Source organism: Microvirga solisilvae (assembly GCF_022808595.1).
In the GTDB taxonomy this organism is placed as follows: domain Bacteria; phylum Pseudomonadota; class Alphaproteobacteria; order Rhizobiales; family Beijerinckiaceae; genus Microvirga; species Microvirga solisilvae.
The window spans coordinates 313,264-336,047 of sequence record NZ_JAKUCN010000003.1 but is presented as its reverse complement, the minus strand read 5'-3'; the positions used below and the strand labels follow the sequence as shown (position 1 = coordinate 336,047).

Here is a 22,784-nt window from a genome sequence, read left to right as displayed (position 1 = left end):
GAAAGGTTCCGGCATGACTGAGTATGTTGCAGATCGAAGCAGAGTACTGCTCGACGACTACACGACGATGTATAACCTCCTCCCCGGAGACACTCTCTGGGTCGCGCCTGGGGTGTGGCTCGATGTGCAAGCCGCCAACTCGTCGGTTGCGGTCTTGAGCGGCAACAGCAAGCTTGGTTTGATCGCGGAGTTCTTTTCACCAAGCTTGGTCTCTTCGATCGGCAACACCTTCATCGGCACGGGAGACCGGATCTCCGTCGACATCGGAAGACATTTCACGGTCGCCAGCCTGAAAAGCTATGTCCTCTATCTTGAGGGTTCCTCGAATACCATCGTCAATGACGGCCTCATTCGTTCGGGCTCTGAGAATGGCGTCATCATCGGACGTGGGGGGATCTACAGCGGAGGCATGACTCACCTGATCAACGACGGCGCCATCACGAATGGCAAAACAGGTGTGTATTTCAGCGCCGGCGGCAACACAGTGCACAACAGCGGATTGATCGACGGGGAGAATCATGCCCTGCGCATCATGGGCGGCAACAACGTCATCACCAACGAAAGCCATATCGGGAACTGGGGCAACAACGGCGCCGCGATCTACATGACGAGTGGTGGCGGCGGCACCAACATGATCAACAACAGAGGAGGCCTTATCGAAGGATATGCCTATGGCGGCAGCTACGCCATCCAGGTGACAGGCCTTTCGCACGACACGATTTGGAACAACCCCGGACGTGCCGGAACGCCTTTCGAAAAGGGCTTGATCCGCGGCAACATCGATCTCGGTTTGGGAAACGATGAGATCGTCAACAGGGGTGAAATCCGCGGCTCCATCAATATGGGATCGGGCCACGACACCATCACCAACACCGGCACGATCTACGGCGATGTTCAACTCGGCGCGGGCAACGATATGTTCGATGGAGCCCTCGGCCAGCATTCTGCTAATTACAGTCAAAAATTCGCTGCCATCTTCGGCGGCGACGGTGCCGACACGATCATCGGTGGCGCGAAGAACGAAGTTATCTCCGGCGGCGCGGGCCAGGATTACCTCGTCGGCAATGGAGGACAGGATACGTTCTGGTTCGACGTGGCGCCTGTCGCCGGACAAGCCGACGATATCGTAGAGTTCAACATCGCCGAGGATCGAATCTGGCTGTCGGCTGCAATCTTCGGCCTCGGCACGGGTCAGCTGTCCGCCGAACAATTCTGCTATGGCACGAAGGCTCAAGATGCGACGGACCGCATCGTGTACAACACATCGACCGGCGCATTGGCCTTCGACAGGGATGGAACGGGCAGCACATACAGTGCTGTCGTCTTCGCAATGCTGGACCCTGAAACAGCCCTCAGGGCGGACCACCTGTTTATCGTCTGACGATCTTTCGGAGAGGGCGGCTTATACCGCCCTCTCCTGCCACTCACTTGTTTGTTCGGCCGATGCGGTTCGGATCGACGCCGCCCTGGCGGTTGGTTTGGTTCTCCACGTCACCCTGGAAGGTCGAACCGCCGTCGAGATCGCGCGGGTCCTCACCGGTCATGAGCGAACCCTTGGAGCGTCCGATTCCCGGATCGACGCTGAGATCGCTGCGCGGACGCTCATCCGGCTTGGTCTTGGGATGCTTGGCTGTCATGGAAGGCCTCCATTGCAATCGGATCGTGTCAACGAGGACGCATGAACGGCGTTCCTTGCCTTTTGCAGTCTGGCTTTGCGCAGCTTTGACTTGACAAGAAGCGTTAAAAAACCACAGGTCCCCTTTCCTAAACGGTATTCCATCGCCCACCTTCGAGACTGAAACAGCATGTCCAAAACCGTGTCTCCGCTTGCGCCCAAGACATATCCGACCCTTCCCGCCATCGACGGCGTAAGGCTCGCGACCGCGGAAGCCGGCATCCGATACAAGAACCGAACGGACGTGCTCTATGTAACGCTCCCCAAGGAGACGACGGTGGCGGGCGTGTTCACGCGCTCCAAGTGCCCCTCGGCTCCCGTCGATTGGTGCCGCAAGAATCTTGCCAAGGGCACAGCCCGCGCGCTGGTGGTGAATTCCGGCAATGCCAATGCCTTCACCGGCAAGAAGGGCGCGGAAGCGGTGAAGCTCACCGCCGAGATCGCGGCGGAAGCTGCGGGCTGCCGCGCTTCGCAGGTATTCATCGCCTCCACCGGCGTGATCGGCGAGCCGCTCGACGCCACGAAGTTTCAGGGCGTGCTGGAAGCATGCGAGAAGAAGGCGAAGCCCTCCGCCTGGGTCGATGCGGCCAAAGCCATCATGACCACCGACACCTTCCCGAAAGTGGCGACGCGAAAAGCCACCATCGGCGGCGTCGAGGTGACCATCAACGGGATCGCCAAGGGCGCGGGCATGATCGCTCCCGACATGGCGACGATGCTTTCCTTCATCTTCACGGATGCGCCCATTGCCGCTCCCGTGCTGCAGGCACTACTGAAGAAGGGCGCCGACAAGAGCTTCAACTGCGTGACCGTGGACAGCGACACTTCCACCTCCGACACGCTGTTGTTCTTCGCCACCGGCGCTGCCGCGGAGCGCGGCGCACCTGCGATCTCGCTCCCGAGCGACCGCCGTCTCAAGGAATTCCGCGCGGCGCTGGAGAGCCTGCTCTGCGATCTCGCGCGGCAGGTGGCTCGCGACGGCGAAGGCGCGCGCAAGTTCGTGACGGTGAAGGTGACAGGCGCAACCGGCGCGGTCTCCGCCAAGCGCATCGCGATGGCGATCGCCAATTCACCGCTTGTGAAAACGGCCGTCGCCGGTGAGGATGCGAATTGGGGCCGCGTGGTGATGGCGGTCGGCAAGGCAGGCGAACCGGCTGAACGCGACAAGCTCGCGATCTGGTTCGGCGATATTCGCGTGGCCGTGAAGGGCGCACGCGATCCGGAATACAGCGAGGCGAAAACCTCCACCTACATGAAGGGCGACGAGATCACGATCCGCGTCGATCTGGGCCTTGGTCGCGGCGAGGCCACGGTGTGGACCTGCGATCTCACCAAGGCCTATGTGGAGATCAACGGCGACTATCGCAGCTGACACGTTCCTGAGGCCAATCTCTGGAGCATCTTGCTGCCTCCACCTCACGTGCTTAACGCGCTCGCGGGTGGAGGAAAGTGAGATGAGAATGGATCGGCCCAACCCGGCGCAGTTCACCGAGTTGGGCCTTGTCGCTCAAAACGTCCGCATGTCAGGCAGCGGATCGTGCGCTTGAATTAACGGCAGCTTCCCGAACCATCAGCACAGCCCCAGGCATTGTCCCTGACGGAAAGAGTGCTGGTGGTGCCGCCATCTGTCCCGCCGCCACCGCCATCTGTTCCGCCACCGCCGATGGTCGCGCCGCCGCCAAGAGCAGCACCGCTCGTGCCGCCGCCGCCGACAGCTGTGCCACCGGTGGAGCCGGTTACATCCGCATTACCGCCGAAGGCGCCTCCACTCGCGGCGGTACCGCCGATCGCCTCGCCGCCTGCGCCACCGCCGACATTGGCGCTGCCGCCGGTCGCTGCGCCGCTGACAGCGCTGCCGCCTGTCGCGGTGCCGCCGCCGTCACCACCAACCGTCGCCGCGCCTCCGGTCGCCGCGCCGCTAGTCGCGCCGCCACCGGTCGCAGTGCCGCCGCCGGTGCCGCCGACACTGGCATTGCCGCCTGTCGCAGAGCCGCTGGTCGCATTGCCACCCGTAGCAGAGCCGCCACCGCCACCGCTGGCGCTACCGGTTCCGCCCGTGGCGTCGCCGCTTGTTGCGGTTCCACCCGTAGCCGAGCCGCCGCCACCTCCGACGGACGCGCTACCACCTGTGGCGCTGCCGCTCGTGGCATCACCACCGCGCGCAGATCCACCTCCGGTTGCCTGAGCCAACGCAATTGTCGAGCTACCGGCCACAAACGCGGCTACCAACGCGTAACATGAGATCTTGGACAAGGTCATGGCGTTTCTCCCTGAGAGCTTAGGCAACAGGAAACCCTGCTGCCGACAGCTTCCGGATGCAAATTAGCCCCATGCTTGGAAAGTTTAGCCACCCTCATAGGTGGAATTGGCCGAGGCGTGTTCTTGCTCGGCTGCGTATGGCCTATTCCAAACCTTCTTGTTGCGCAAGAAAAAGCTGATCAAATATTCTTACTTTGAAATTATTATTGTCTAACTTGGCTAAATACTTTGAAAATTGTCCTGTCAATATTTTCAGATCTGCCGATATCCGAAAGGGCTACTCACTACCCAAGTAGGGCAGATGCCCTGCCTTGCGGCCTTGGTTATGCTGTATCCGATTGCTTGGAAACGTCGTCATGCCAAACAAGACAAGAGCGATATCACAGGTTGTAACCGCTTGCGTTGTTTGTCTTATCACCAGTGCGTGCAACACTATGACAGTGCGCGAAACAGCTCTCTCGACACGTCAGCGAGTCGCCATGATCTCAACCCCGGGCGACGGCATTACGCCGCCGACGAACGTGGTTCTCTTCGAGGAGCGACCGGGCCGTTATGTTCCTATTGCAGCAGGATTTGCCCAAGCGCCTGTGACGTCGTTCCTTCAAGGCGCGGGCGCAGGCGTCGCTCTGGGAATAGGAGCCCACGGGGTCAAGACGAAAGTCTCCGTCCAAGGCACATCGTCCGCACAATCGGCAGGCGGAACGGCAACCGGCGGCACGGGAACGGGCGGAAGCGTCACGCTTCCCTGACTTTCAAAAATCGTGTGCTGCCGGCACTTTGTGGTCGGTAACGTGCGAATCGCCAGCCCCAAGCGGACTGACGATTCAGCTGAATCGTTACGGAATGACCGTCACCTTGCGCTTAATCACGATGCGCATCTCCCCGCCGTATTGGTCCTTGCCGATGAACGCGTAGGCGAACTCGTCCTGGCCCGCATAGCCGGGCTTGGCCCTGTAAAAGGGCTTGAAGTTCTGAACGCCGGCTTGGCCGAATTTGGGCTTTTGGACGATCTGCACATCCTCCAGCGCACCAGGAATGCCATTGATGTTGAAGACGCAGCCCTTGCCGGCACTGACCGTCATTTTTCCTTCGGTCTCGAAGCGGGCCGAATGCAGATAGACCGATTCCGCCGAGCAGGCAGAGGCTGAATTGAATGCAGCTGAGCAGGCAGTAAAGCCGACGACCAGGGCAAGGGAGGTGAGTTTGGACATGGCAGGTAGCACCTTATGCAACTTAATTAAGTTACATTGCGCTTTTTTCCTTGTCCACGTGCCGATTGAGTTGCAATCCCACCTGTGATGAAAGGTTGTTCTCGCCCTGGAGATCCTGCGTGTCCCCTCTCAAGCTCACCCTCGTCGTTGCCGTTGCCCTCGTCGACACGGACAACCGGATCCTTCTGGCGCAGCGTCCGGAAGGAAAACAGCTGGCGGGCTTGTGGGAGTTTCCCGGCGGCAAGGTGGAGCCCGGTGAGCGGCCTGAAGAAACGCTGATCCGCGAGCTGCGCGAAGAGCTCGGCATCACCGTGAAGGAGCCATGCCTCGCGCCACTCACCTTCGCGAGCTACGGCTACGAGAGCTTCCACCTTCTCATGCCGCTCTATATCTGCCGCCGCTGGGAAGGCTTCGTGCAATCCATGGAGGGGCAGGCTCTCAAATGGGTAAGGCCGCAGGAGCTGCGCCAATATCCCATGCCGCCGGCGGACGAGCCGCTGATTCCCTTCCTCGTCGATCTTCTCGCTTCTTAAGAGCCACCGATGTCCGCCCAACCTGCCGGAGCGATGGCTGCTCCGACGCCAGCCTTCGTCCTGTCGAATCTTCTGATCTGCTCGTTTCTGTGGGGCAGCGCCTTTCTGTTCGTGAAGTTGAGCGGCAATCTCCACCCCTTCGTCATGGCTTCCATGCGCGGCGTGATTGGCGGCGCGACGCTTGCCGCCTGGTTCATGCTGCAGGGCAAGAGCGTTCTGCCCCAGAAGCACGAACTCAAGGTCTGGGCGTTTCTCGGCACCTTCAACGGCTGGCTGCCGAATGTGCTGGTCGCCTATGCGCTCTCACAGATCGCTACCGCGCCGGCGGCGATGATCCAGGCTTCCTCCCCGCTCATTGTCGCTCTGGTGTCGCACATGATGTTCGCAGAAGAACGCCTGACGCCGCAGCGCCTGTTCGGCGTTCTCGTCGGCTTTATCGGCATGGGCATTCTCATCGGGCCCGCAGCGCTTCCCGACAGCGGCATCAATCTCACCGGCATTCTCGCCATGGTGCTCACGGCCTGCAGCTACGCGGCCGCGAATGTCTATGTGCGCACGGTCAGGAACGTGGATCCGGGGCGCATGGCCTTGGGCCAGCAGATCGGCTCCGGCTCCGCCGCGACGGTGCTGGCGCTCGCCATTGCCGGACCCTCGGCTTATGCGCCCGTGCCTTCGCACATCGCGCCGTTGCTTGCGCTCGGCGCCATGTCGACCGCTTTGCCGATCCTGCTGTTCATGTACATGATCCGCCGCACGGGCCCAACGCGCGCCTCGATGGTCGGCTATCTCGCGCCGGTCTGGACGATCCTGCTCGCGGTTCTGTTCCTGAACGAAAGCGTGGGCTTGCGCGAGCTTCTCGGCGGCGCGGTGGTATTGTCCGGCGTTGCGCTCGTATCCTTCAGCGGAAAGCTCAAGCGAACCGTTTAAGCGTCTCGCGGGTTTTGTCGGGAATATCCACGGGGCGCTGGCTCTCGCGCTCCACATGCACATGGACGAAGTGGCCCTGCGCCGCCGCCAACTCCGCACCTTCCTTGAAGATACCGATCCGATAGCGCACCGACGAGCGGCCTAGATGAGCAACCGCGATGCCTGCCTCCAACCTGTCAGGGAAGGCGACGCTCTCGAAATAGGTGCAGCCGGTTTCCACCACGAGGCCGATCACGGGACTTCTCGCGATGTCGAGCAACCCTTCCTCGACGAGCCAGCCGTTCACCGCGCTGTCGAAGTAGGAATAGTAATGCACGTTGTTCACGTGCCCGTAGACATCGTTGTCCATCCATCGCGTGGCGATGGGGCGAAAGAGCTTGAAGGCGGAGCGGGAGAGCCGCGCGGGACGTTCTGACATGGGGCGCTTCTTACCAGGCCGCTTCGTAGATCGCGCGCGCATCGTCCAAGGTGAGCGGACGCGGGTTGTTCACGAGAAGGCGCGTCTGCTTCATGGCATCCTCCGCCAGCATCGGCAGCGCATCCTGCGGGATTCCCACATCGCGCAGGCGCGGCTGCAGGCCGACCTTCGTGCAGAGAGCAGCAAGCGCCTCGACGAAGGCATCCGCGCTCGCGTTTTCGGCAAGTTCAGGGAAAGCATGCGGCGCAAGATCCGCATAGGCCTGCTCGCAGGCGCTCGCGTTGAAGCGCAGAACATGCGGCAGCACGAGCGCGTTAGAGAGGCCATGCGGCACGCCGAAATGCCCGCCGATGGGATAGGCCAGTGCATGCACGGCGGCGACGGGTGAATTGGCGAAAGCCTGGCCCGCGAGCATGGAGCCGATGAGCATCGCCGCCCTCGCCTCGCCGTCCTGACCGTGATGCACGGCGCGCTCGATGTTGCGGCCCAACAGATGCAGCGCCTCTTTCGCCAGCGCCTTCGAGACCGGATTGTTGTTGGCGCTCGTCGAGGTATAGGCCTCGATGGCATGGACCATCGCATCGATGCCGGTCGCTGCCGTGACATGCGGCGGAAGGTTCAGCGTGAGCTCCGGGTCGAGAAGTGCGATGTCGGGAATGATGAGCGGTGAGACCACGCCCTTCTTCTCATGCGCGCCGGTCGTGACGATGGAAATCGGCGTCACCTCCGATCCGGTACCCGCCGTCGTCGGAACGGCGAGGAGCGGAAGCCTCGGTCCCTTTGCAATGCCTACACCATAAATCTCCGACAATTCCTCGCCACTTCGCACCAGCAGCGCCACGAGCTTCGCCACGTCGATGGAGGATCCGCCGCCGAATCCGATCACGGCCCGCGCGTCGAACGCCTTCGCCTGCGCAACCGCCGCCAGCACCACCGCCTCGGGCGGATCGGCGACAACGCCGTCGAACACGCTCACGGCAACGCCAGCTCCCTCCAAGGCATGCACCGCCTTTTCGAGCAACCCGGCCTTCACCAGTCCCGCATCGGTGACGATCATGATGCGGGGCCCCAGTTGCTGCGCGGCGACATTGCCGAGGCGCGCGATGCTGCCGGCACCGAAGACGAGGGATGGGGCGGTGTTGAAGGTGAAGGATTGCATGGCATCACTCGGTTTTCGAAGGAGAGACTGGCGCGAAGACAGGATGTCAGCAAGCCCCACTAAAAGCCTGCTCGCCATCCGCTTTCGTTCCTCTACATTGTTTCATCAAACAACAAGGGAGGCCGTCCATGTCCGCATTGTTCGAACGCCAGCTCGCCACCTATTCCAGCTACCACCGGGACCATCGCAACCGCGCCACGCATTTCATCGGCATTCCCGCCATCGTGCTGTCGCTTCTGCTGATCCTCGCCCTCTGGCAGCCCGGCGGAATCTCGGGCGCCTGGATTGTCGGCGTGCTCGCGCTCTTAGGCTGGATCGCCCTGGACGTCACAATCGGCCTCGCCATGGCCGTAGTGTTGTTGCCGATGATCCTGTTTTCCAACTGGTTTTCTGGAACATACGGCAGCGGCCCGACATGGTGGCTGTTCGCGCTGCTGTTCGTCGGCGGCTGGGTGTTTCAGCTCGTGGGCCATGCTTTCGAGGGTCGCAGGCCGGCGCTCATGGACAATCTGTTCCAGGCTTTCATCGGGCCCATGTTCATCATGGCCGAGGTGCTGATGATGCTGGGACTACGCCGCGATCTCGCGCGCCTCACGAGCGATGAGACGAAGCAGGCATGAGGAATGTCAGTCGGTGAATTCCTCGATGTCGTCGACCTTCTCCGGATAGAAGGCGATGTGCTCCTTGATGCCCGCGACCGAGGGCGACGGATTTTCATAGCTCCAGGCGGCGTTCTCGCGCACGAGGCCGCCGCCCGAGACGGTGAAATACGAGGCATCGCCCTTATAGGGGCAATGGGAGATGTGATCGGTGGAATCAAGCAGGTCCATGCGCACATCCTCCCGTGGGATGTACTGCACCGGGGGAAGCGTGGCTTCCTTCAGCGTGAGCGCCCGCGTGGTTTCGGCGATGATGAAGCCGCCGAGCATGACCCGGATACGGTGCGGGTTCTGCGTGATCGTGATCGGATGGTCCGGGCCGGGCTCTCTCATGACACAGGGACTCTCAGCACATGGCTTTCAAGGAGGATTGTCTCCTGAAGAATGGAACTAGAGCAGCCCGGTTGCAGCCCAAGGGCACCACCACGGAAGAGCATTGATACGGAAGATCAATCCTTCTTGAGCTCGGGCGAAGGATTGCCCTCCTTCGTGCCCAGCGCATCCGCCAGCCTCACCTTGGCGGAGCCTGGCCGCAGGGGCTTCTGCTGGCTCTCATGTGGCGTCCAGCCGGAGAGCCACACGATCTCGAAAGTCGCGGGAATTCGCCCGTCCGGATCGGCGAAACGCTCCGCATAGATCTCCGCCGCACGGAACAGGGTGGCGCGCTTCAAAGGCGTACGGCGGCGGTCGTTGAGCGCGTTGGTCAGCCCCATGGCGCGAAGATCGCGCATGAGGGCGAAGGCATTGGCGTAGCGCACGCGGATCACGTCCGAATCGGTAACCGGCAGTGCAAAGCCCGCGCGTTGCAGAAGGCCGCCGATATCGCGCAGGTCAGCGAAGGGCGCGACGCGGGGACTCACGCCGCCCTCGATCTCGGCCTCGGCCTGGGTGAGGGCCTGACGCAACTCGGTAAGCGTCGCGCCGCCGAGCAACGCGCCCATGAAGAGGCCGTCGGCTTTCAGCGCGCGGCGAATCTGGATGAGCGCGCCCGGCAGGTCGTTCACACTCTGCAACGCCAGCAGGGAGACGGCGAGATCGAATTGCTCGCCGGAGAAAGGCAGCCGCTCCTCGTCGCCGAGCACGGCGCCTGCTTCCGCCACGGGTGCGAGACGCACGACCTTTTCCGCAAGGCCGCTGCGGCGCAGAGCGGCGGCGGCGGCGGCGGTCGGCGTTCCCACATCGAGAGCCAGAGGAAAGGACCGGAGCACGGTCGACAGCCGCTCCTGCAGATCCTCGACAGTGCGAAGGAGAAGGAAATCGGCATAGCCCGCCTTCAAGGCGCGGGCGAGGCGGCGGCGGACAAGGGAGCGGTCGAAGACGTCAGGTGTGCTCATCAGGCGCTCGATATGGCCTCTTCGGTCACAAGAACCAAGGAGTTTTTCATGCTCGCCGCGAAGAGATGCACAGGCGCGGCCGATCGGCTAAGCTTCGATCATGACCATGGAGCCTCAACCGAGCCTTATGCCCTTCAAGCCCGTGCTCTCCTTTGGTGCGCGCATGGCGAAGGCTGCGCTTGGCCTCCTTTACCCGCCGAGCTGCATCGCCTGCCAGGGGGCGACGGGCGAGCCGCATGGGTTGTGCGCCGCCTGCTGGTCCGGCATCCGCTTCATCGAGCGCCCGTTCTGCGAGCGGCTCGGAACCCCGTTCCAGGTCGATCTCGGCCAGTCCCTGCTCTCGCCTGCCGCCATCGCCGACCCGCCGGTCTTTCAGCGTGCGCGGGCGGTGGCAGAATATGACGGCACAGCGAGCCTCCTGGTGCATCGCCTCAAATACAACGACCGGCTGGAGCTGGCCCGGGCGCTGGGCACCATGATGACCAGGGCGGGCGCTGAACTGCTGGCGGAAGCGGATGTGATCGTGCCCGTGCCGCTGCATCGCTGGCGCTTGTGGCGGCGGCGCTTCAACCAAGCCATGGCCCTGGCGCAGATTGTGGCGGCTGAAAGCGGCGTGCCCTGCGATCCCTCTCTGCTTCATCGCGTCAAACGTACCCGCCGTCAGGTGGGACTCACCAAGGCGCAGCGTCAGGAGAACCTGCAAGGCGCCTTCCGCGTGCTGCCCGAAGCCAAGGCGCGGCTGAAGGGCAAAACGGTTCTTCTCATCGATGACGTGCTCACCACGGGCTCCACCGCCAATGCCGCCTCGCGGGCGCTCTTAAGGGGTGGGGCGGCCAAGGTGGACATTCTCGCCTTCGCGCGGGTTGTTACAGAGAGCTGATTGCTCCTATATCTAGGCTTAACGTTCGGAGACATTTGATGCCGTCCATCACGATCTACACCAAGAGCTGGTGCCCTTATTGCGCCGCCGCGAAAGAGCTGCTCGGCAACAAAGGCGCGGCCTTCACCGAGATCGATATCGAGAAGACGCCCGAGGCGCGGGCGGAGATGATCCAGAAGGCGGGTGGACGCACCACCGTGCCGCAGATCTTCATCAACGATAAGCATGTGGGCGGCTGCGACGACCTCTACGCCCTCGACGACCGGGGCGGACTCGAACCCCTTCTGCAGGCCTGACGGAGACCTTTCATGACCTCGACCCGCTTTACCGCCGCCTGCATCCAGATGCGCTCCGGCCGCGACGTTCTGAAGAACCGCGATACCGCCGTCGCCCTCATCCGCGAAGCGGCGGACAAGGGCGCGCATTTCGCCCAGACGCCAGAGATGACCTCTCTCGTCTGCCGCGACCGTGCGGAGATGTTCGAGAAGGTCGGCGGTCAGGCGAGCGATCCGGTGCTCGCGGCTCTTCGCGAGGTAGCGCGGGAAAGGAACATCGTAGTCCAGATCGGCTCCATCGCCGTGAGAGAAGGCGACAAGGTCGCCAACCGCGCATTTCTCATCGACGCGAGCGGCGAGATCGTCGCTTCCTACGACAAGATCCATCTCTACGACGTGGATTTGCCGAACGGTGAGAGCTGGCGCGAATCCGCGACCTATACCGGCGGCAACACGGCAGTGCTGGCCGAGACGCCCTGGGGCTATCTCGGCATGACCATCTGCTACGACGTGCGCTTCGCAGCACTCTACAAGGCGCTTGCCGAGCACGGCGCATCGTTCCTCTCGGCTCCCGCCGCCTTCACAAAGCAGACCGGAGAGGCGCATTGGAACATCCTGCACCGCGCCCGCGCCATCGAAACCGGCTCCTTCATGATCTCGGCCGCGCAAGGCGGAACGCATGAGGACGGCCGCGAGACCTTCGGTCATTCTATCATCGTCGATCCGTGGGGCCGCGTGCTGGCGGAAGCGGGCACGGAGCCCGGCGTGATCCTCGCCGAGATCGACCCGGCCCTTGTCACGGAAGTGCGCGGACGCATTCCGACGTTGAAGAATGCGCGTTCTTTCAAAGTTCAGACTGTGTTGGCCTCCGAGTCCCGTCAGGCGGCATCCGCCTGATAGTCATGTTTGCGTATCGCGTAACCCTTCGTTCAAGGACATGATCAAATACGCCCTGGCCTGCGAGCAGGCCCACGAATTCGAAAGCTGGTTTCCCTCGAGCGAGGCCTTCGAAGAACAGCGCAAGCGCGGTTTCGTGACGTGCCCGTTCTGCAATTCGGCGAAGGTCGATAAGCAGATCATGGCGCCGTCCGTCGCGCGCACGGACAAGGCGCCCGTCGTGCAAGCTGACATGCAGCCCATGGCCGTTCTCTCCGACAAGGAGCAGGAAATCCGCGCGGCCTTGCGTGCGCTGTGCGAGCAGGTGCTGAAGAACTCGGAGGATGTGGGCAAGAACTTCGTCGAGGAAGCGCGCAAGATGCATTACGGCGAAGCGGAGGAACGCTCTATCCGCGGCGAGGCCGACCTCGAAGAAGCCCGCGCACTCCTGGAAGAAGGAATCGACGTGCTGCCGATCCCTGTCGTGCCGGATGACCGGAACTGATCCGATCAGCGCGAGAGGAGTAATACGTCTTATCCTGCACAGAGCAGCCCTATTTTCCTATATCCTCGTGCGACCGCAGGCCCGGAACTGCAAGCAAGGATAAGCCTTGGCGATCTTCTTCACGAGCGACACGCATTTCGGCGATCCACGGGTGCTGCGCATCGACAAGCGCCCGTTCGCGACAATTGCCGAACATGACGAGGCGCTCATCGCCAATTGGAACGAGACCGTCTCCCCCGACGACGAGATCTGGCATCTGGGCGACTTCGCCCTGCATGTTCGCCCGGAGCGGGTCGAGGAGCTGCTGTCGCAGCTTCATGGACGCAAGCATCTGATCACCGGCAACAATGACGCGGATGCGACGCTCGCGGCGAAGGGCTGGGCGAGCGTGCAGGCCTATGCGGAGCTGAATGTGGAGGGACGCGGCGTGGTGATGTGCCACTACGCCTTCCGCACCTGGAAGAACATGGGCCGCGGCTGGATCGACCTGCATGGCCATTCGCACGCCAAGCTGAAGCCGCAGACCCGGCAATACGATGTCGGCGTCGATGCCTGGGATTACCGCCCGGTGACCCTCGACACGATCCTTACCACCAAGAGACGCCGCATTCCCTCACAGGCGTGAGCAGGGGAACCGCTCCCGGTATTGTTATCGGGAACCTGTGCTTAAGCTCTCCATCTCAGAACATTTTCGCGTATGACGGGTTCTGAGAAGAAGGAGCAAGGAATGGATCAGCCGAAGAGCGACCTGACGCCGACACGGCGCATTTCATTGATGCGCAAGTTCTTCGACAGCGAAGCCTCGGGCGGCATGATCCTCATGGGCGTGACGGTGATCGCGCTCGTCCTCGCCAACTCGCCAGCAGCGGATCTCTATTTCGGCATTCTGAAAACCTATGTCTTCGGCCTAAGCATCCTGCATTGGATCAACGATGCGTTGATGGCGGTGTTCTTCCTGCTGGTGGGCCTCGAAATCAAGCGCGAGATGCTGGACGGGCAGCTCTCCACCTGGCCGCGCCGCATCCTGCCCGGCATCGCCGCGCTCGGCGGCATGATCGCGCCGGCGCTTGTCTATCTCGCGATCACCCGCAACGAGCCGCAGCTTCATCACGGCTGGGCTATTCCCGCCGCCACCGACATCGCCTTCGCCCTCGGCGTATTGGCGGTGCTCGGCTCGCGCGTGCCGACATCGCTCAAGATCTTCCTGACGGCGCTTGCGATCCTCGATGATCTCGGCGCGATCATCATCATTGCCCTGTTCTATACGAGTGATCTCTCGCTCGTGATGCTGGGCTTGGCCGCGCTCTGTCTTGTCGCGCTCATTGCCCTCAACCGCTTCAACGTCACAAGTCTTGTGCCCTATCTCATCCTCGGCGCTGTGCTGTGGTTCTTCGTGCTGAAGTCGGGCATTCACGCGACGCTCGCAGGCGTGGCGCTGGCGCTCACCATTCCGCTTCATCCCGACCCGAAGAAGACGCGTGCGGAGGATGCGCCTTTGCATCGTCTGGAACATGCGCTCCATAAGCCCGTCGCTTACGGCATCATCCCGATCTTCGGCCTCGCCAATGCGGGCGTGGCTTTGTCGGGCCTCTCGCTCGATGCGCTCATGAGCCCGCTGCCGCTCGGCATCGCCATGGGCCTCTTCATCGGCAAGCAGGCCGGCGTCTTCGCATTCTCTGAAGCGGCCATCAGGCTCGGCTTCGCGGACGTGCCCGCGAACGCCACGCGGCTGCAATGCTACGGCGTGGCGCTTCTCTGCGGCATCGGCTTCACCATGAGCCTGTTCATCGGCGCCCTCGCCTTCCCCGGCGATCCGGTGCTCGGGGACGAGGCCAAGATCGGCGTGCTGATGGGCTCCGCCCTTTCAGGTCTCGTAGGCTACGTGCTCTTGAGCTTCGCGCCGCGCGAAAAGCTTCAGGTGCGCGAGGCGAGCAGCATGTAGTTGACGGAGAGATCCCGGCTCAGCGCCCAGCTGTCCCGCAGCGGATTGTAGCCGACGCCGGTGAGGTCGTTCACGCCGAAGCCGGCCTGCCTCAGCGCATCGGTGAGCTCGTCGGGCGTGACGAACTTGTCCCATTCATGCGTGCCCTTCGGCAGCCAGCCGAGGATGTATTCGGCGCCCACGATGGCGGAGGCGAAGGAGCGAAGCGTCCGGTTGAGCGTCGCCATGACGAGAACCCCACCCGGCTTCACGGCCTTGGCGCAGGCATTCACGAAGGCCTGCACATCGGCTACGTGCTCCACCACCTCCATGGCGAGCACGATGTCGAAGGTCTCACCCCTCGCCACCACGGCCTCGACGGTCTCGTTGCGAAAATCGACGGGCACCCCCGCGCGCTCCGCATGAAGTTTTGCCACCGAGATGTTGGTGGGGGCGGGATCGAGCCCGGTCACCGTGGCGCCGAGCCGAGCCAGCGGTTCGGACAGCACGCCACCACCGCAGCCCACGTCGAGGATCGCCAAACCCTCGAGGGAGCGGGCGGAGCGCGGATCACGCTCAAAGCGACGGCAGGCCTCGTCCCGGATATAGGCGAGGCGGACCGGGTTGAACTTGTGCAGCACCTTCATGGGGCCGCTCGGGTCCCACCAGGTCTCGGCAATCTTCTCGAAACGGGCGACCTCGGCGGGGTCGATGGTCGTGGAGGCGGCATCCGTCATGAGATCCGATTCCTTAGGCTAAAGAATTGATTTCCGCGCGTTGACAGGGCGCGGCCCTACCGTCATGTATACGCGCCTTCTCGCGCCGCGAAGGGCAAAAATTTCCCTTAACCCACGGCCTTCTTCGCATGCCCCGTCTTGTCATGAAGTTCGGCGGTACATCCGTCGCCAACGTAGAGCGCATCCGCAACGTGGCGCGGCACGTCAAACGCGAGGTCGAGGCCGGTTTCGACGTGGCCGTGGTGGTCTCGGCCATGTCGGGCAAGACCAACGAGCTCGTCGGCTGGGTGAAAGAGGCTTCCGCCCTCTACGATTCCAAGGAATACGACGTGGTCGTCGCCTCCGGCGAGCAGGTCACGTCCGGCCTTTTGGCCCTCGCCTTGCAGGAAATCGGCCTCAAGGCCCGGTCCTGGCAGGGCTGGCAGATCCCGATCATGACCTCGGATGCCCACGGCTCGGCCCGCATCGCCGACATCGATGGCTCCGGCATCATCGAAGGCTTTGAAAAGAATAAGGAAATCGCTGTCGTCTCCGGTTTCCAGGGCGTCCATCAGGACACCCGCCGGGTCACGACGCTCGGCCGCGGCGGCTCGGATACCAGCGCCGTGGCGCTGGCCGCCGCCATCGGCGCCGAGCGCTGCGATATCTATACGGACGTGGACGGCGTCTACACCACCGATCCGCGCATCGTGCCCAAGGCGCAGCGCCTGGATAAGGTTTCCTACGAGGAAATGCTGGAAATGGCCTCCCTCGGGGCCAAGGTGCTCCAGGTGCGCTCGGTCGAGCTCGCCATGATGCACCGGGTCCCGACCTATGTGCGCTCCAGCTTCGACGATCCCGCCGACCCCAAGCTCGGCACCCTCATCTGCGACGAGGAAGACATCATGGAACAGCAGGTTGTCACGGGCATCGCCTATTCGCGCGACGAAGCCCAGATTACGTTGCGGAATGTGGCCGACAAGCCGGGCATCGCCGCCTCGATCTTCGTGCCGTTGGCCGACGCCAACATCAACGTGGACATGATCATCCAGGTGGTCTCGGACGACACCACCACCACGGACATCACCTTCACGGTGCCTTCCGCCGAGTACGAACGGGCCTGCGCGGTGCTGAACGCCCATAAGGAGGAGATCGAGTTCCGCGATCTCCAGGGCGCCACCGACGTGGTGAAGGTCTCGGCCATCGGCGTGGGCATGCGCAGCCATGCGGGCGTGGCGGCCAAGGCCTTCAAGGCCCTGGCCGACAAGGGCATCAACATCCGCGCGATCACGACCTCGGAGATTAAATTCTCGGTTTTGATCGACTCCGCCTATACGGAGCTTGCCGTGCGTACGCTCCACTCGCTATACGGCCTGGATAAGGCCTGATCGCGGTTCGGCCCGATTGACGCCGGGTCCGTCGGGCTGCAACACTCTATAGACAACCGCCGGTTCGCCTTGCCGGCTCCGAAGGACGGGAACCTTAAAGCTCATGCCAAGCGCTCCCGGCGGTCCGCGCCTTCTGCTGCGCCGCCTCCGCGAGATCATGGCGGAGCCGGTGGGGGCCCAGGACCGCCTCGACAAGATCGTCATCCAGATTGCCGCGAACATGGTGGCGGAGGTGTGCTCCGTCTACGTGATGCGCGGCGATGGCGTGCTTGAGCTGTTCGCGACTGAAGGTCTGAACCGGGAAGCCGTCCACCTCACCGTCATGCGCTCGGGCGAAGGCCTTGTCGGCCTCATCGCCTCGACCGCCGAACCGCTCGCCCTTTCCGACGCCCAGAGCCACCCCTCCTTCTCCTACAAGCCGGAGACGGGCGAAGAGATCTATCACGCCTTCCTCGGCGTGCCGCTGCTGCGTGCGGGCAATACGCTCGGCGTCCTCGTCGTCCAGAACCGCACATACCGCGTCTATACCGAGGAAGAGGTCGAGGCGCTTCAGACCACCGCCATGGTGGTGGCCGAGATGCTGGCGACCGGCGAGTTGCAGGCTCTCGCCCCGGTCGAGACCGGCATTGCGCTACGCCGCCCCGTCTACCAGAAGGGCACAGCGCTTGCCGACGGCGTGGGCCTCGGCCATGTGGTGCTGCACGAGCCGCGCGTCGTCATCAAGAACCTGATCGCCGAGAATGTCGAGGGAGAGCTCCAGCGCCTGGAGAAAGCCATCGGCGAAGTGCGCGCCTCCATCGACGAGCTGATCGAGCGCGGCGACGTGGCCCATCACGGCGAGCACCGCGAGGTGCTGGAAACCTTCCGCATGTTCGCCCACGACCAGGGCTGGCTGCGCCGCATGCGCGAGGCGGTCTCGTCCGGCCTCACGGCGGAGGCCGCCGTGGAGCGCGTGCAATCGGACAACCGCGCCCGCATGCTGCGCCAGACGGATCCTTACCTGCGCGAGCGTCTGCACGATCTCGACGATCTCGCCAACCGCCTGCTCTTCCGCCTCGTCGGACGCGACTTGGTGGCGGATCGTCATTCCCTGCCCGACAACGCTATTCTCGTCGCCCGCTCCATGGGCCCAGCGGCGCTGCTCGATTACGACCGCTCGCGCCTGCGCGGCCTCGTGCTCGAAGAAGGCGGACCCACGAGCCACATCGCCATCGTGGCGCGCGCACTCGGCATTCCCGCCGTGGGCGAAGTGTCGAACGCGACGTCACTCACGGAACCTGGCGATGCCATCATCGTCGATGGTGCTGCGGGCGAAGTGCAGATCCGTCCAAATGCGGATGTGGAAGCAGCCTACGCCGAAAAGGCGCGGCTTCGCGCCAAGCGTCAGGAGCAATATCTCAAGCTGCGCAACGTGCCGTCCGTCACGAAGGACGGCGCGGAGATCACGCTGCAGCTCAATGCAGGGCTTCTCGTCGATCTGCCGCATCTCGAAGAGACGGGTGCTGCCGGCGTCGGCCTGTTCCGCACCGAATTGCAGTTCATGATCGCGGAGAAGATGCCGTCCGCTTCCGACCAGCAGGCGCTCTACAGCGCCGTGTTCGCGGAAACCGGCGACAAGCCCGTCACCTTCCGCACGCTCGATATCGGCGGCGACAAGATCCTGCCTTACATGCAGGCGGTGGAGGAAGAGAACCCGGCTCTCGGCTGGCGCGCCATCCGCATCGGCCTCGACCGTCCTGGCTTGCTGCGCGCGCAGGTGCGCGCGCTGCTGAAAGCCGCCGCCGGGCGCCCCCTGAAAATCATGTTCCCGATGGTGGCGACCTGCGACGAGTTCGAGCGCGCCAAGCAGATCGTGGAACGCGAGAAGAGCTATCTCTCCAGCCACGGTCACGCCCTGCCCTCCGATCTCAAGCTCGGCGTGATGCTGGAAGTGCCGTCACTGCTCTTCCAGCTCAAGGAAATCTGCGAGCGGGCCGATTTCGTCTCCATTGGCTCGAACGACCTGATGCAGTTTCTCTTCGCCATCGACCGCGAAAACCGCCGCGTGGCGGATCGCTTCGATGCATTGAGCGTGCCCATGCTGCGCGCTTTGAAGATGGTCGCGGACCAGGCCAATGCATCGGGCTGCCAGGCAACGCTCTGCGGCGAGATCGGCGGACGTCCCTTGGAAGCAATGACGCTTCTGGGCCTCGGCTTCCGCTCGCTCTCCATGTCGCCCGCCTCCATCGGACCGGTGAAAGCCATGCTGCTCGCCCTCGATGTCGCGGAGCTCAACGCCTTCCTTCACGATGAACTCGAGCATGCGGGAAGCGGCGAAACGCTGCGCCCGAGACTTGCTCACTTTGCCGAAAGCCGTGGTATTCCGGTCTGATGACGATTGCGCCTCCCTCCGACCGCCTGAACGCTATTCTTGCCCGCCATGATATCATCACGGCGACGCTCAATGCCGGCCCCGATCCGGAAACCTTCGTCGCGCTGTCGCGCGAACTCTCCGAGCTCGACGGCGTCGTGGGCGCGATCCGCGCCTATCGCGCCATGGAAGAGAATCTCGAAGGTCTTCAAACGCTGATCGACGATCCCTCGACCGACAGTGAGATGCGCAAGCTCGTCGAGGAAGAGCTGCCACAGGCGCGCGAGGATCTGAATAAGGCGGCGCAAGATCTGCGCATCATGCTGCTGCCGAAGGATGTGGCGGACGAAAAGAGCGCGATTCTTGAAATCCGCGCCGGCACCGGCGGCGACGAGGCCGCGTTGTTCGCAGGCGATCTACTGCGCATGTATACGCGCTATGCGGACCTGAAAGGCTGGAAGGTCGAGATCGTCTCCGAGAGCGAAGGCACCGCCGGCGGCTACAAGGAAGTGGTGGCCGAGGTGAAGGGGCGCGGCGTGTTCGCCCGCCTGAAATTCGAGAGCGGCGTGCATCGCGTGCAGCGCGTGCCCGACACCGAAACGCAAGGCCGCATCCACACCTCCGCCGCCACCGTCGCGGTTCTCCCGGAAGCGGAGGATGTCGACATCGTCATCAACGATGCGGATCTGAAGATCGACACCATGCGCGCGCAGGGTGCCGGCGGCCAGCACGTGAACAAGACCGAATCCGCCATCCGCATCACGCATATTCCGACCGGCACCGTGGTGTTCGTGCAGGACGAGCGTTCGCAGCACAAGAACCGCGCCCGCGCCATGGCGCTGCTGCGTTCGCGCCTTTACGACGCCGAGCGCACCGCGAAGGACGCGGCGCGCGCCGCCGACCGCAAATCGCAGGTGGGCTCCGGTGACCGCTCCGAGCGCATCCGCACCTACAACTTTCCGCAAGGCCGCGTGACGGATCACCGGATCAACCTGACGCTCTACAAGCTCGAAGAGGTGATCGCCGGAAACTCCCTCGACGAGCTGATCGACGCGCTGATCACCGAGCATCAGGCTGCCCAGCTCGCGGATCAGGACCAGGCGGCATGATCGAGGCTTTAAGCCACATCACGCTCATCACCAGCGATCTGGAACGGATGAGCGCGATTGTGGAAGAGGTTCTCGACGGCAAGGAAATCTATTCCTCGGGTGACGACACCTTCTCGATCTCGCGCGAAAAATTCTTCATCGTCGGCGGGCAATGGATTGCGGTGATGGAAGGCGAGAGCCTGCCCACGCGCACCTACAACCACATTGCCTTCAAGATCGCGGCTTCCGAGATCGACGAATACCGCGCACGCATCGAAAAGCTCGGCCTGGAGATGCGCGAGTCACGTCCGCGTGTCGAAGGTGAAGGCCACTCACTCTATTTCTACGATCACGACAACCACCTGTTCGAGCTGCATACCGGCACGCTGGAGGAGCGGCTTGAGCGCTACCGGCGGGGTGCTGCGGCGTGAGCGCGCCGACCCGCGCCCAGGCGCTGAAGACCTTGCGCCAAACGCTCACCGAGGCAGGTTTCGAAACGGCGTCTCTCGATGCACGCCTGCTGCTTCTCTCCGTGCTGCATGTCTCCGCGACGGAGCTGATCACTCATCCTGACATTGCGCTGACCGCCGAAGAAGCGGAGAGGCTCGAGGCTTTCACCCGCCGCCGCCTCGCCCATGAGCCGGTGGCGCGCATCATCGGCGAGCGCGAGTTCTGGGGGCTGCCTTTCGCTCTCTCGCCCGAAACCCTGGTGCCGCGCCCCGATACAGAGACCGTCGTCGAGACGGTGCTCGATCTTCTGCCCAACCGCAAAGCGCCTCTGCTGATGGCGGATTTCGGCACTGGCTCCGGCTGCCTCCTGGTCGCTCTCCTCCACGAACTGCCGCAGACCACGGGCTTAGGCATCGACATCTCCTGCGGAGCCCTCGAGACCGCCCGCCGCAATGCCTGGGCGAACGGGGTCGGTGAGCGCAGCCTCTTTGCTCTGTCCCATTGGGCGGATGCGGTGTCGGGCCGATTCGACCTGATCGTCTCCAACCCGCCCTATATCGCCTCGGACGTCATTCCCGTCCTCGACCGGGAGGTGCGGGAGCATGACCCGATGCTCGCCCTCGATGGCGGCCCGGATGGGCTGGAGCCCTATCGGATCCTGCTCGGCGAGGCTAAGCGTCTCCTGGTGCCCGGCGGGCTCTTGGCGGTGGAGATCGGCTACGACCAGGCCGAGGATTTAACAGGCTTGGCCGCAGCCAACGGCCTTGAAATGGTGAGGATCGCGCACGATCTCTCTAACAACCCCCGATGCGTTGCCATGAGGCGCCCGTAACCGTGCAGGGTGAGGCATTCTTGCCTCAGGCGGGGGTAAAAGCTGAAAAATGGCTTGTTGGACCGGGAGGAACCCGCTAGATTCGATCATAGAGATCGTCCTCGGTCGGAAGAAAAGGCAAACCCTGAGGGGAACATGCCGGAAGACCAAACGATATCCATCGCGCAGGCAGGGGCTTTTTGAACAGCCTGGCGCGATCATCTGAACCCGATACTGAAGGATAGCTGGGCGCTGGTTTGCGCCTTGGCTGAACAACAGACGGTTTTGCCACGCGAACGGTGGGCATTGAGCCCGTTCGGTGATTTTCGGCTTGCATATCCGCGTGGGCTAAAGAACCAGCGAGGCTCGTAGAGCAAAAAATGAGACCAGGACAAAACAGGCGTATGCGCGGTCGTAACCGCAACAATGGCGGTGGTGGTAACAAGGGTCCCAATCCCTTGACCAAAAGCTATGAGTCGAACGGCCCGGATGTGAAGATCCGCGGCACGGCTCAGCATATCGCCGAAAAATACAGCCAGCTCGCCCGCGATGCGCAGGCCAGCGGCGACCCGGTGGCCGCGGAAAACTATTTCCAGCACGCCGAGCATTATTTCCGCATCATCGCCGCCGCCCAGGAGCAGCTGCGCGAGCAGTATGGCTACCAGCAGCGCTTCGAGGACGAAGGCGACGAGGAGGGCTTCTCCGGAGACCGCCCGAGCTTCGAGCGTACTGGCGCTGGCACCGGCGAGGATGGCGATTTCGGCTCTCAGCCGCAGCCTTACGAGACCCGTGGCGAAGGCGAGCGCCCTGCCCGCTTCGACCGTGGCGACCGCCAGGATCGTGGTGAGCGCGGCGACCGTCGTGAGCGCTTCCAGCGCGATCGCGGCCCGCGTCAGGACCGTCAGGGTCAGGATCGTCAGGACTTCCAGCGCGACGACCAGGCCGGCGAGGGCGAGCGCCCCGCCCGCTTCGACCGTCAGGATCGTCCGGAGCGTGGTGAGCGTCAGGACCGCCCCGAGCGTGGGGATCGCCGCGAGCGCTTCCAGCGTGACCGTCGCCCCCGCGAAGAGGCCGAGTCGTCCGATGGCGGCAGCCTGCCTGCCTTCCTCACCAACCCGGTGCGCTCCGCCCCGGCGGCATCCGAGGATCAGGTCGCAGCTCCGACCCTGGATTTCGGCAACGAGGGTGGCGACGACCGTCCGCGCCGCCGCACGCGCCGTCCCCGCCGCGACATGATCGAAGGCGGCGAGGAAGCCGGCAACTTCGCGCCGGACGTGGAAACCCCCGCCGCCGAGTAACGGCTTAAGTATTTTGAAAATGAAAAGGGAGAGCGATGCTCTCCCTTTTTT

General features: G+C 63.2%; 26 protein-coding genes. 18 read left to right on the top strand and 8 right to left on the bottom strand.

Annotated features, from left to right (window positions below):
• Positions 1–13 precede the first annotated feature (13 nt).
• Positions 14–1,381: a calcium-binding protein gene (locus tag MJ639_RS08905; protein WP_243370459.1), complete on the top strand. Its 1,368-nt coding sequence runs from the start codon at positions 14–16 to the stop codon at positions 1,379–1,381.
• Between the two features lie 43 nt (positions 1,382–1,424).
• Here the strand turns inward: MJ639_RS08905 and MJ639_RS08900 are convergent, their stop codons facing one another.
• The gene (locus tag MJ639_RS08900; RefSeq protein WP_243370458.1) at positions 1,425–1,637 is read right to left on the bottom strand and encodes a hypothetical protein; all 213 of its coding nucleotides are present in this window, start codon (positions 1,635–1,637) and stop codon (positions 1,425–1,427) included.
• A gap of 168 nt (positions 1,638–1,805) precedes the next feature.
• On the opposite strand from MJ639_RS08900, the gene argJ reads away from it, so the two are divergent.
• Entirely contained in the window at positions 1,806–3,047 is a 1,242-nt protein-coding gene (gene argJ, locus MJ639_RS08895; RefSeq protein ID WP_243370456.1) for a bifunctional glutamate N-acetyltransferase/amino-acid acetyltransferase ArgJ, read from the top strand.
• 176 nt (positions 3,048–3,223) lie between these two features.
• On the opposite strand, the gene MJ639_RS08890 is transcribed toward argJ, so the two are convergent.
• Positions 3,224–3,934 (bottom strand): hypothetical protein, encoded by a 711-nt coding sequence (locus MJ639_RS08890; RefSeq protein ID WP_243370454.1) that lies wholly within the window; start codon positions 3,932–3,934, stop codon positions 3,224–3,226.
• Between the two features lie 479 nt (positions 3,935–4,413).
• Between MJ639_RS08890 and MJ639_RS08885 the strand changes: the two genes are divergently transcribed.
• On the top strand, positions 4,414–4,683 hold the full coding sequence (locus MJ639_RS08885; protein WP_243370453.1) for a hypothetical protein: 270 nt from the start codon (positions 4,414–4,416) through the stop codon (positions 4,681–4,683).
• Positions 4,684–4,770: 87 nt separating this feature from the next.
• Here the strand turns inward: MJ639_RS08885 and MJ639_RS08880 are convergent, their stop codons facing one another.
• Positions 4,771–5,145, bottom strand: coding sequence for a hypothetical protein (locus tag MJ639_RS08880; protein ID WP_243370452.1), 375 nt, complete (start codon positions 5,143–5,145; stop codon positions 4,771–4,773).
• 119 nt (positions 5,146–5,264) lie between these two features.
• Here MJ639_RS08880 and mutT point away from each other — a divergent pair, with 119 nt between their 5' ends.
• Together mutT and MJ639_RS08870 are read left to right on the top strand one after the other, a co-directional pair.
• Complete coding sequence (mutT, locus tag MJ639_RS08875) at positions 5,265–5,678, top strand: 8-oxo-dGTP diphosphatase MutT (protein ID WP_243370451.1); 414 nt, start codon at positions 5,265–5,267, stop codon at positions 5,676–5,678.
• 9 nt (positions 5,679–5,687) lie between these two features.
• Complete coding sequence (locus MJ639_RS08870; RefSeq protein ID WP_243370450.1) at positions 5,688–6,605, top strand: DMT family transporter; 918 nt, start codon at positions 5,688–5,690, stop codon at positions 6,603–6,605.
• Here the strand turns inward: MJ639_RS08870 and MJ639_RS08865 are convergent.
• Together MJ639_RS08865 and MJ639_RS08860 are read right to left on the bottom strand one after the other, a co-directional pair.
• Positions 6,589–7,023, bottom strand: a complete 435-nt coding sequence (locus tag MJ639_RS08865; RefSeq protein ID WP_243370449.1) for an acyl-CoA thioesterase — start codon at positions 7,021–7,023, stop codon at positions 6,589–6,591. The two genes, MJ639_RS08870 and MJ639_RS08865, sit on opposite strands and share 17 nt — an antisense overlap.
• A gap of 10 nt (positions 7,024–7,033) precedes the next feature.
• Complete coding sequence (locus MJ639_RS08860; RefSeq protein ID WP_243370448.1) at positions 7,034–8,182, bottom strand: iron-containing alcohol dehydrogenase; 1,149 nt, start codon at positions 8,180–8,182, stop codon at positions 7,034–7,036.
• Between the two features lie 128 nt (positions 8,183–8,310).
• On the opposite strand from MJ639_RS08860, the gene MJ639_RS08855 reads away from it, so the two are divergent.
• Positions 8,311–8,802, top strand: coding sequence for an Mpo1 family 2-hydroxy fatty acid dioxygenase (locus MJ639_RS08855; RefSeq protein WP_243370447.1), 492 nt, complete (start codon positions 8,311–8,313; stop codon positions 8,800–8,802).
• A gap of 6 nt (positions 8,803–8,808) precedes the next feature.
• Here MJ639_RS08855 and MJ639_RS08850 read toward each other — a convergent pair whose 3' ends face one another.
• On the bottom strand, positions 8,809–9,174 hold the full coding sequence (locus MJ639_RS08850) for a DUF427 domain-containing protein (RefSeq protein WP_243370446.1): 366 nt from the start codon (positions 9,172–9,174) through the stop codon (positions 8,809–8,811).
• Positions 9,175–9,290: 116 nt separating this feature from the next.
• Positions 9,291–10,175: a methyltransferase domain-containing protein gene (locus tag MJ639_RS08845; RefSeq protein WP_243370444.1), complete on the bottom strand. Its 885-nt coding sequence runs from the start codon at positions 10,173–10,175 to the stop codon at positions 9,291–9,293.
• A gap of 127 nt (positions 10,176–10,302) precedes the next feature.
• Here MJ639_RS08845 and MJ639_RS08840 point away from each other — a divergent pair, with 127 nt between their 5' ends.
• The 6 genes from MJ639_RS08840 to nhaA all read left to right on the top strand — a co-directional run bounded on the left by MJ639_RS08840 (position 10,303) and on the right by nhaA (position 14,653).
• Positions 10,303–11,055 carry a ComF family protein gene (locus MJ639_RS08840; protein WP_243370443.1) on the top strand — a complete coding sequence of 251 codons (753 nt, stop codon included), beginning with the start codon at positions 10,303–10,305 and terminating at the stop codon, positions 11,053–11,055.
• A gap of 38 nt (positions 11,056–11,093) precedes the next feature.
• Positions 11,094–11,351, top strand: coding sequence for a glutaredoxin 3 (grxC, locus tag MJ639_RS08835; protein WP_243370442.1), 258 nt, complete (start codon positions 11,094–11,096; stop codon positions 11,349–11,351).
• 12 nt (positions 11,352–11,363) lie between these two features.
• On the top strand, positions 11,364–12,227 hold the full coding sequence (locus MJ639_RS08830; protein WP_243370441.1) for a carbon-nitrogen hydrolase family protein: 864 nt from the start codon (positions 11,364–11,366) through the stop codon (positions 12,225–12,227).
• A gap of 40 nt (positions 12,228–12,267) precedes the next feature.
• The gene (locus tag MJ639_RS08825; RefSeq protein ID WP_243370440.1) at positions 12,268–12,711 is read left to right on the top strand and encodes a DUF1178 family protein; all 444 of its coding nucleotides are present in this window, start codon (positions 12,268–12,270) and stop codon (positions 12,709–12,711) included.
• A 106-nt stretch (positions 12,712–12,817) separates the two neighbouring features.
• Entirely contained in the window at positions 12,818–13,336 is a 519-nt protein-coding gene (locus MJ639_RS08820) for a metallophosphoesterase family protein (protein WP_243370439.1), read from the top strand.
• Positions 13,337–13,438: 102 nt separating this feature from the next.
• Positions 13,439–14,653, top strand: coding sequence for a Na+/H+ antiporter NhaA (gene nhaA, locus MJ639_RS08815; RefSeq protein WP_243370438.1), 1,215 nt, complete (start codon positions 13,439–13,441; stop codon positions 14,651–14,653).
• Here the strand turns inward: nhaA and ubiG are convergent.
• Positions 14,626–15,369, bottom strand: a complete 744-nt coding sequence (gene ubiG / locus MJ639_RS08810; protein ID WP_243370437.1) for a bifunctional 2-polyprenyl-6-hydroxyphenol methylase/3-demethylubiquinol 3-O-methyltransferase UbiG — start codon at positions 15,367–15,369, stop codon at positions 14,626–14,628. The genes nhaA and ubiG overlap by 28 nt on opposite strands.
• 128 nt (positions 15,370–15,497) lie before the next feature.
• Between ubiG and MJ639_RS08805 the strand changes: the two genes are divergently transcribed.
• The 6 genes from MJ639_RS08805 to MJ639_RS08780 all read left to right on the top strand — a co-directional run bounded on the left by MJ639_RS08805 (position 15,498) and on the right by MJ639_RS08780 (position 22,733).
• Positions 15,498–16,736 (top strand): aspartate kinase, encoded by a 1,239-nt coding sequence (locus MJ639_RS08805; RefSeq protein ID WP_243370436.1) that lies wholly within the window; start codon positions 15,498–15,500, stop codon positions 16,734–16,736.
• Between the two features lie 103 nt (positions 16,737–16,839).
• The gene (gene ptsP / locus MJ639_RS08800) at positions 16,840–19,107 is read left to right on the top strand and encodes a phosphoenolpyruvate--protein phosphotransferase (protein WP_243370434.1); all 2,268 of its coding nucleotides are present in this window, start codon (positions 16,840–16,842) and stop codon (positions 19,105–19,107) included.
• Entirely contained in the window at positions 19,107–20,195 is a 1,089-nt protein-coding gene (prfA, locus tag MJ639_RS08795) for a peptide chain release factor 1 (protein WP_243370433.1), read from the top strand. The genes ptsP and prfA overlap by 1 nt, the downstream gene beginning before the upstream one ends.
• Entirely contained in the window at positions 20,192–20,605 is a 414-nt protein-coding gene (gene fosX, locus MJ639_RS08790) for a FosX/FosE/FosI family fosfomycin resistance hydrolase (protein WP_243370431.1), read from the top strand. Before prfA ends, fosX begins: the two co-directional genes overlap by 4 nt.
• Complete coding sequence (gene prmC, locus MJ639_RS08785) at positions 20,602–21,456, top strand: peptide chain release factor N(5)-glutamine methyltransferase (RefSeq protein ID WP_243370429.1); 855 nt, start codon at positions 20,602–20,604, stop codon at positions 21,454–21,456. Before fosX ends, prmC begins: the two co-directional genes overlap by 4 nt.
• 359 nt (positions 21,457–21,815) lie before the next feature.
• Positions 21,816–22,733 carry a DUF4167 domain-containing protein gene (locus tag MJ639_RS08780; protein ID WP_243370427.1) on the top strand — a complete coding sequence of 306 codons (918 nt, stop codon included), beginning with the start codon at positions 21,816–21,818 and terminating at the stop codon, positions 22,731–22,733.
• Positions 22,734–22,784: the final 51 nt, after the last annotated feature.

What these genes read in the sequence shown, in the direction of transcription:
- grxC (WP_243370442.1), top strand. Translation starts at nt 11,094, where the DNA reads ATGCCGTCCATCACGATCTACACCAAGAGCTGGTGCCCTTATTGCGCC.
- MJ639_RS08870 (WP_243370450.1), top strand. Translation starts at nt 5,688, where the DNA reads ATGTCCGCCCAACCTGCCGGAGCGATGGCTGCTCCGACGCCAGCCTTC.
- MJ639_RS08855 (WP_243370447.1), top strand. Translation starts at nt 8,311, where the DNA reads ATGTCCGCATTGTTCGAACGCCAGCTCGCCACCTATTCCAGCTACCAC.
- ubiG (WP_243370437.1), bottom strand. Translation starts at nt 15,369, where the DNA reads ATGACGGATGCCGCCTCCACGACCATCGACCCCGCCGAGGTCGCCCGT.
- MJ639_RS08845 (WP_243370444.1), bottom strand. Translation starts at nt 10,175, where the DNA reads ATGAGCACACCTGACGTCTTCGACCGCTCCCTTGTCCGCCGCCGCCTC.
- MJ639_RS08865 (WP_243370449.1), bottom strand. Translation starts at nt 7,023, where the DNA reads ATGTCAGAACGTCCCGCGCGGCTCTCCCGCTCCGCCTTCAAGCTCTTT.
- MJ639_RS08860 (WP_243370448.1), bottom strand. Translation starts at nt 8,182, where the DNA reads ATGCAATCCTTCACCTTCAACACCGCCCCATCCCTCGTCTTCGGTGCC.
- MJ639_RS08905 (WP_243370459.1), top strand. Translation starts at nt 14, where the DNA reads ATGACTGAGTATGTTGCAGATCGAAGCAGAGTACTGCTCGACGACTAC.
- MJ639_RS08840 (WP_243370443.1), top strand. Translation starts at nt 10,303, where the DNA reads ATGCCCTTCAAGCCCGTGCTCTCCTTTGGTGCGCGCATGGCGAAGGCT.
- argJ (WP_243370456.1), top strand. Translation starts at nt 1,806, where the DNA reads ATGTCCAAAACCGTGTCTCCGCTTGCGCCCAAGACATATCCGACCCTT.
- MJ639_RS08885 (WP_243370453.1), top strand. Translation starts at nt 4,414, where the DNA reads ATGATCTCAACCCCGGGCGACGGCATTACGCCGCCGACGAACGTGGTT.
- MJ639_RS08780 (WP_243370427.1), top strand. Translation starts at nt 21,816, where the DNA reads ATGAGACCAGGACAAAACAGGCGTATGCGCGGTCGTAACCGCAACAAT.
- MJ639_RS08890 (WP_243370454.1), bottom strand. Translation starts at nt 3,934, where the DNA reads ATGACCTTGTCCAAGATCTCATGTTACGCGTTGGTAGCCGCGTTTGTG.
- MJ639_RS08805 (WP_243370436.1), top strand. Translation starts at nt 15,498, where the DNA reads ATGCCCCGTCTTGTCATGAAGTTCGGCGGTACATCCGTCGCCAACGTA.
- MJ639_RS08830 (WP_243370441.1), top strand. Translation starts at nt 11,364, where the DNA reads ATGACCTCGACCCGCTTTACCGCCGCCTGCATCCAGATGCGCTCCGGC.
- nhaA (WP_243370438.1), top strand. Translation starts at nt 13,439, where the DNA reads ATGGATCAGCCGAAGAGCGACCTGACGCCGACACGGCGCATTTCATTG.
- MJ639_RS08825 (WP_243370440.1), top strand. Translation starts at nt 12,268, where the DNA reads ATGATCAAATACGCCCTGGCCTGCGAGCAGGCCCACGAATTCGAAAGC.
- MJ639_RS08900 (WP_243370458.1), bottom strand. Translation starts at nt 1,637, where the DNA reads ATGACAGCCAAGCATCCCAAGACCAAGCCGGATGAGCGTCCGCGCAGC.
- fosX (WP_243370431.1), top strand. Translation starts at nt 20,192, where the DNA reads ATGATCGAGGCTTTAAGCCACATCACGCTCATCACCAGCGATCTGGAA.
- MJ639_RS08880 (WP_243370452.1), bottom strand. Translation starts at nt 5,145, where the DNA reads ATGTCCAAACTCACCTCCCTTGCCCTGGTCGTCGGCTTTACTGCCTGC.
- prfA (WP_243370433.1), top strand. Translation starts at nt 19,107, where the DNA reads ATGACGATTGCGCCTCCCTCCGACCGCCTGAACGCTATTCTTGCCCGC.
- MJ639_RS08850 (WP_243370446.1), bottom strand. Translation starts at nt 9,174, where the DNA reads ATGAGAGAGCCCGGCCCGGACCATCCGATCACGATCACGCAGAACCCG.
- ptsP (WP_243370434.1), top strand. Translation starts at nt 16,840, where the DNA reads ATGCCAAGCGCTCCCGGCGGTCCGCGCCTTCTGCTGCGCCGCCTCCGC.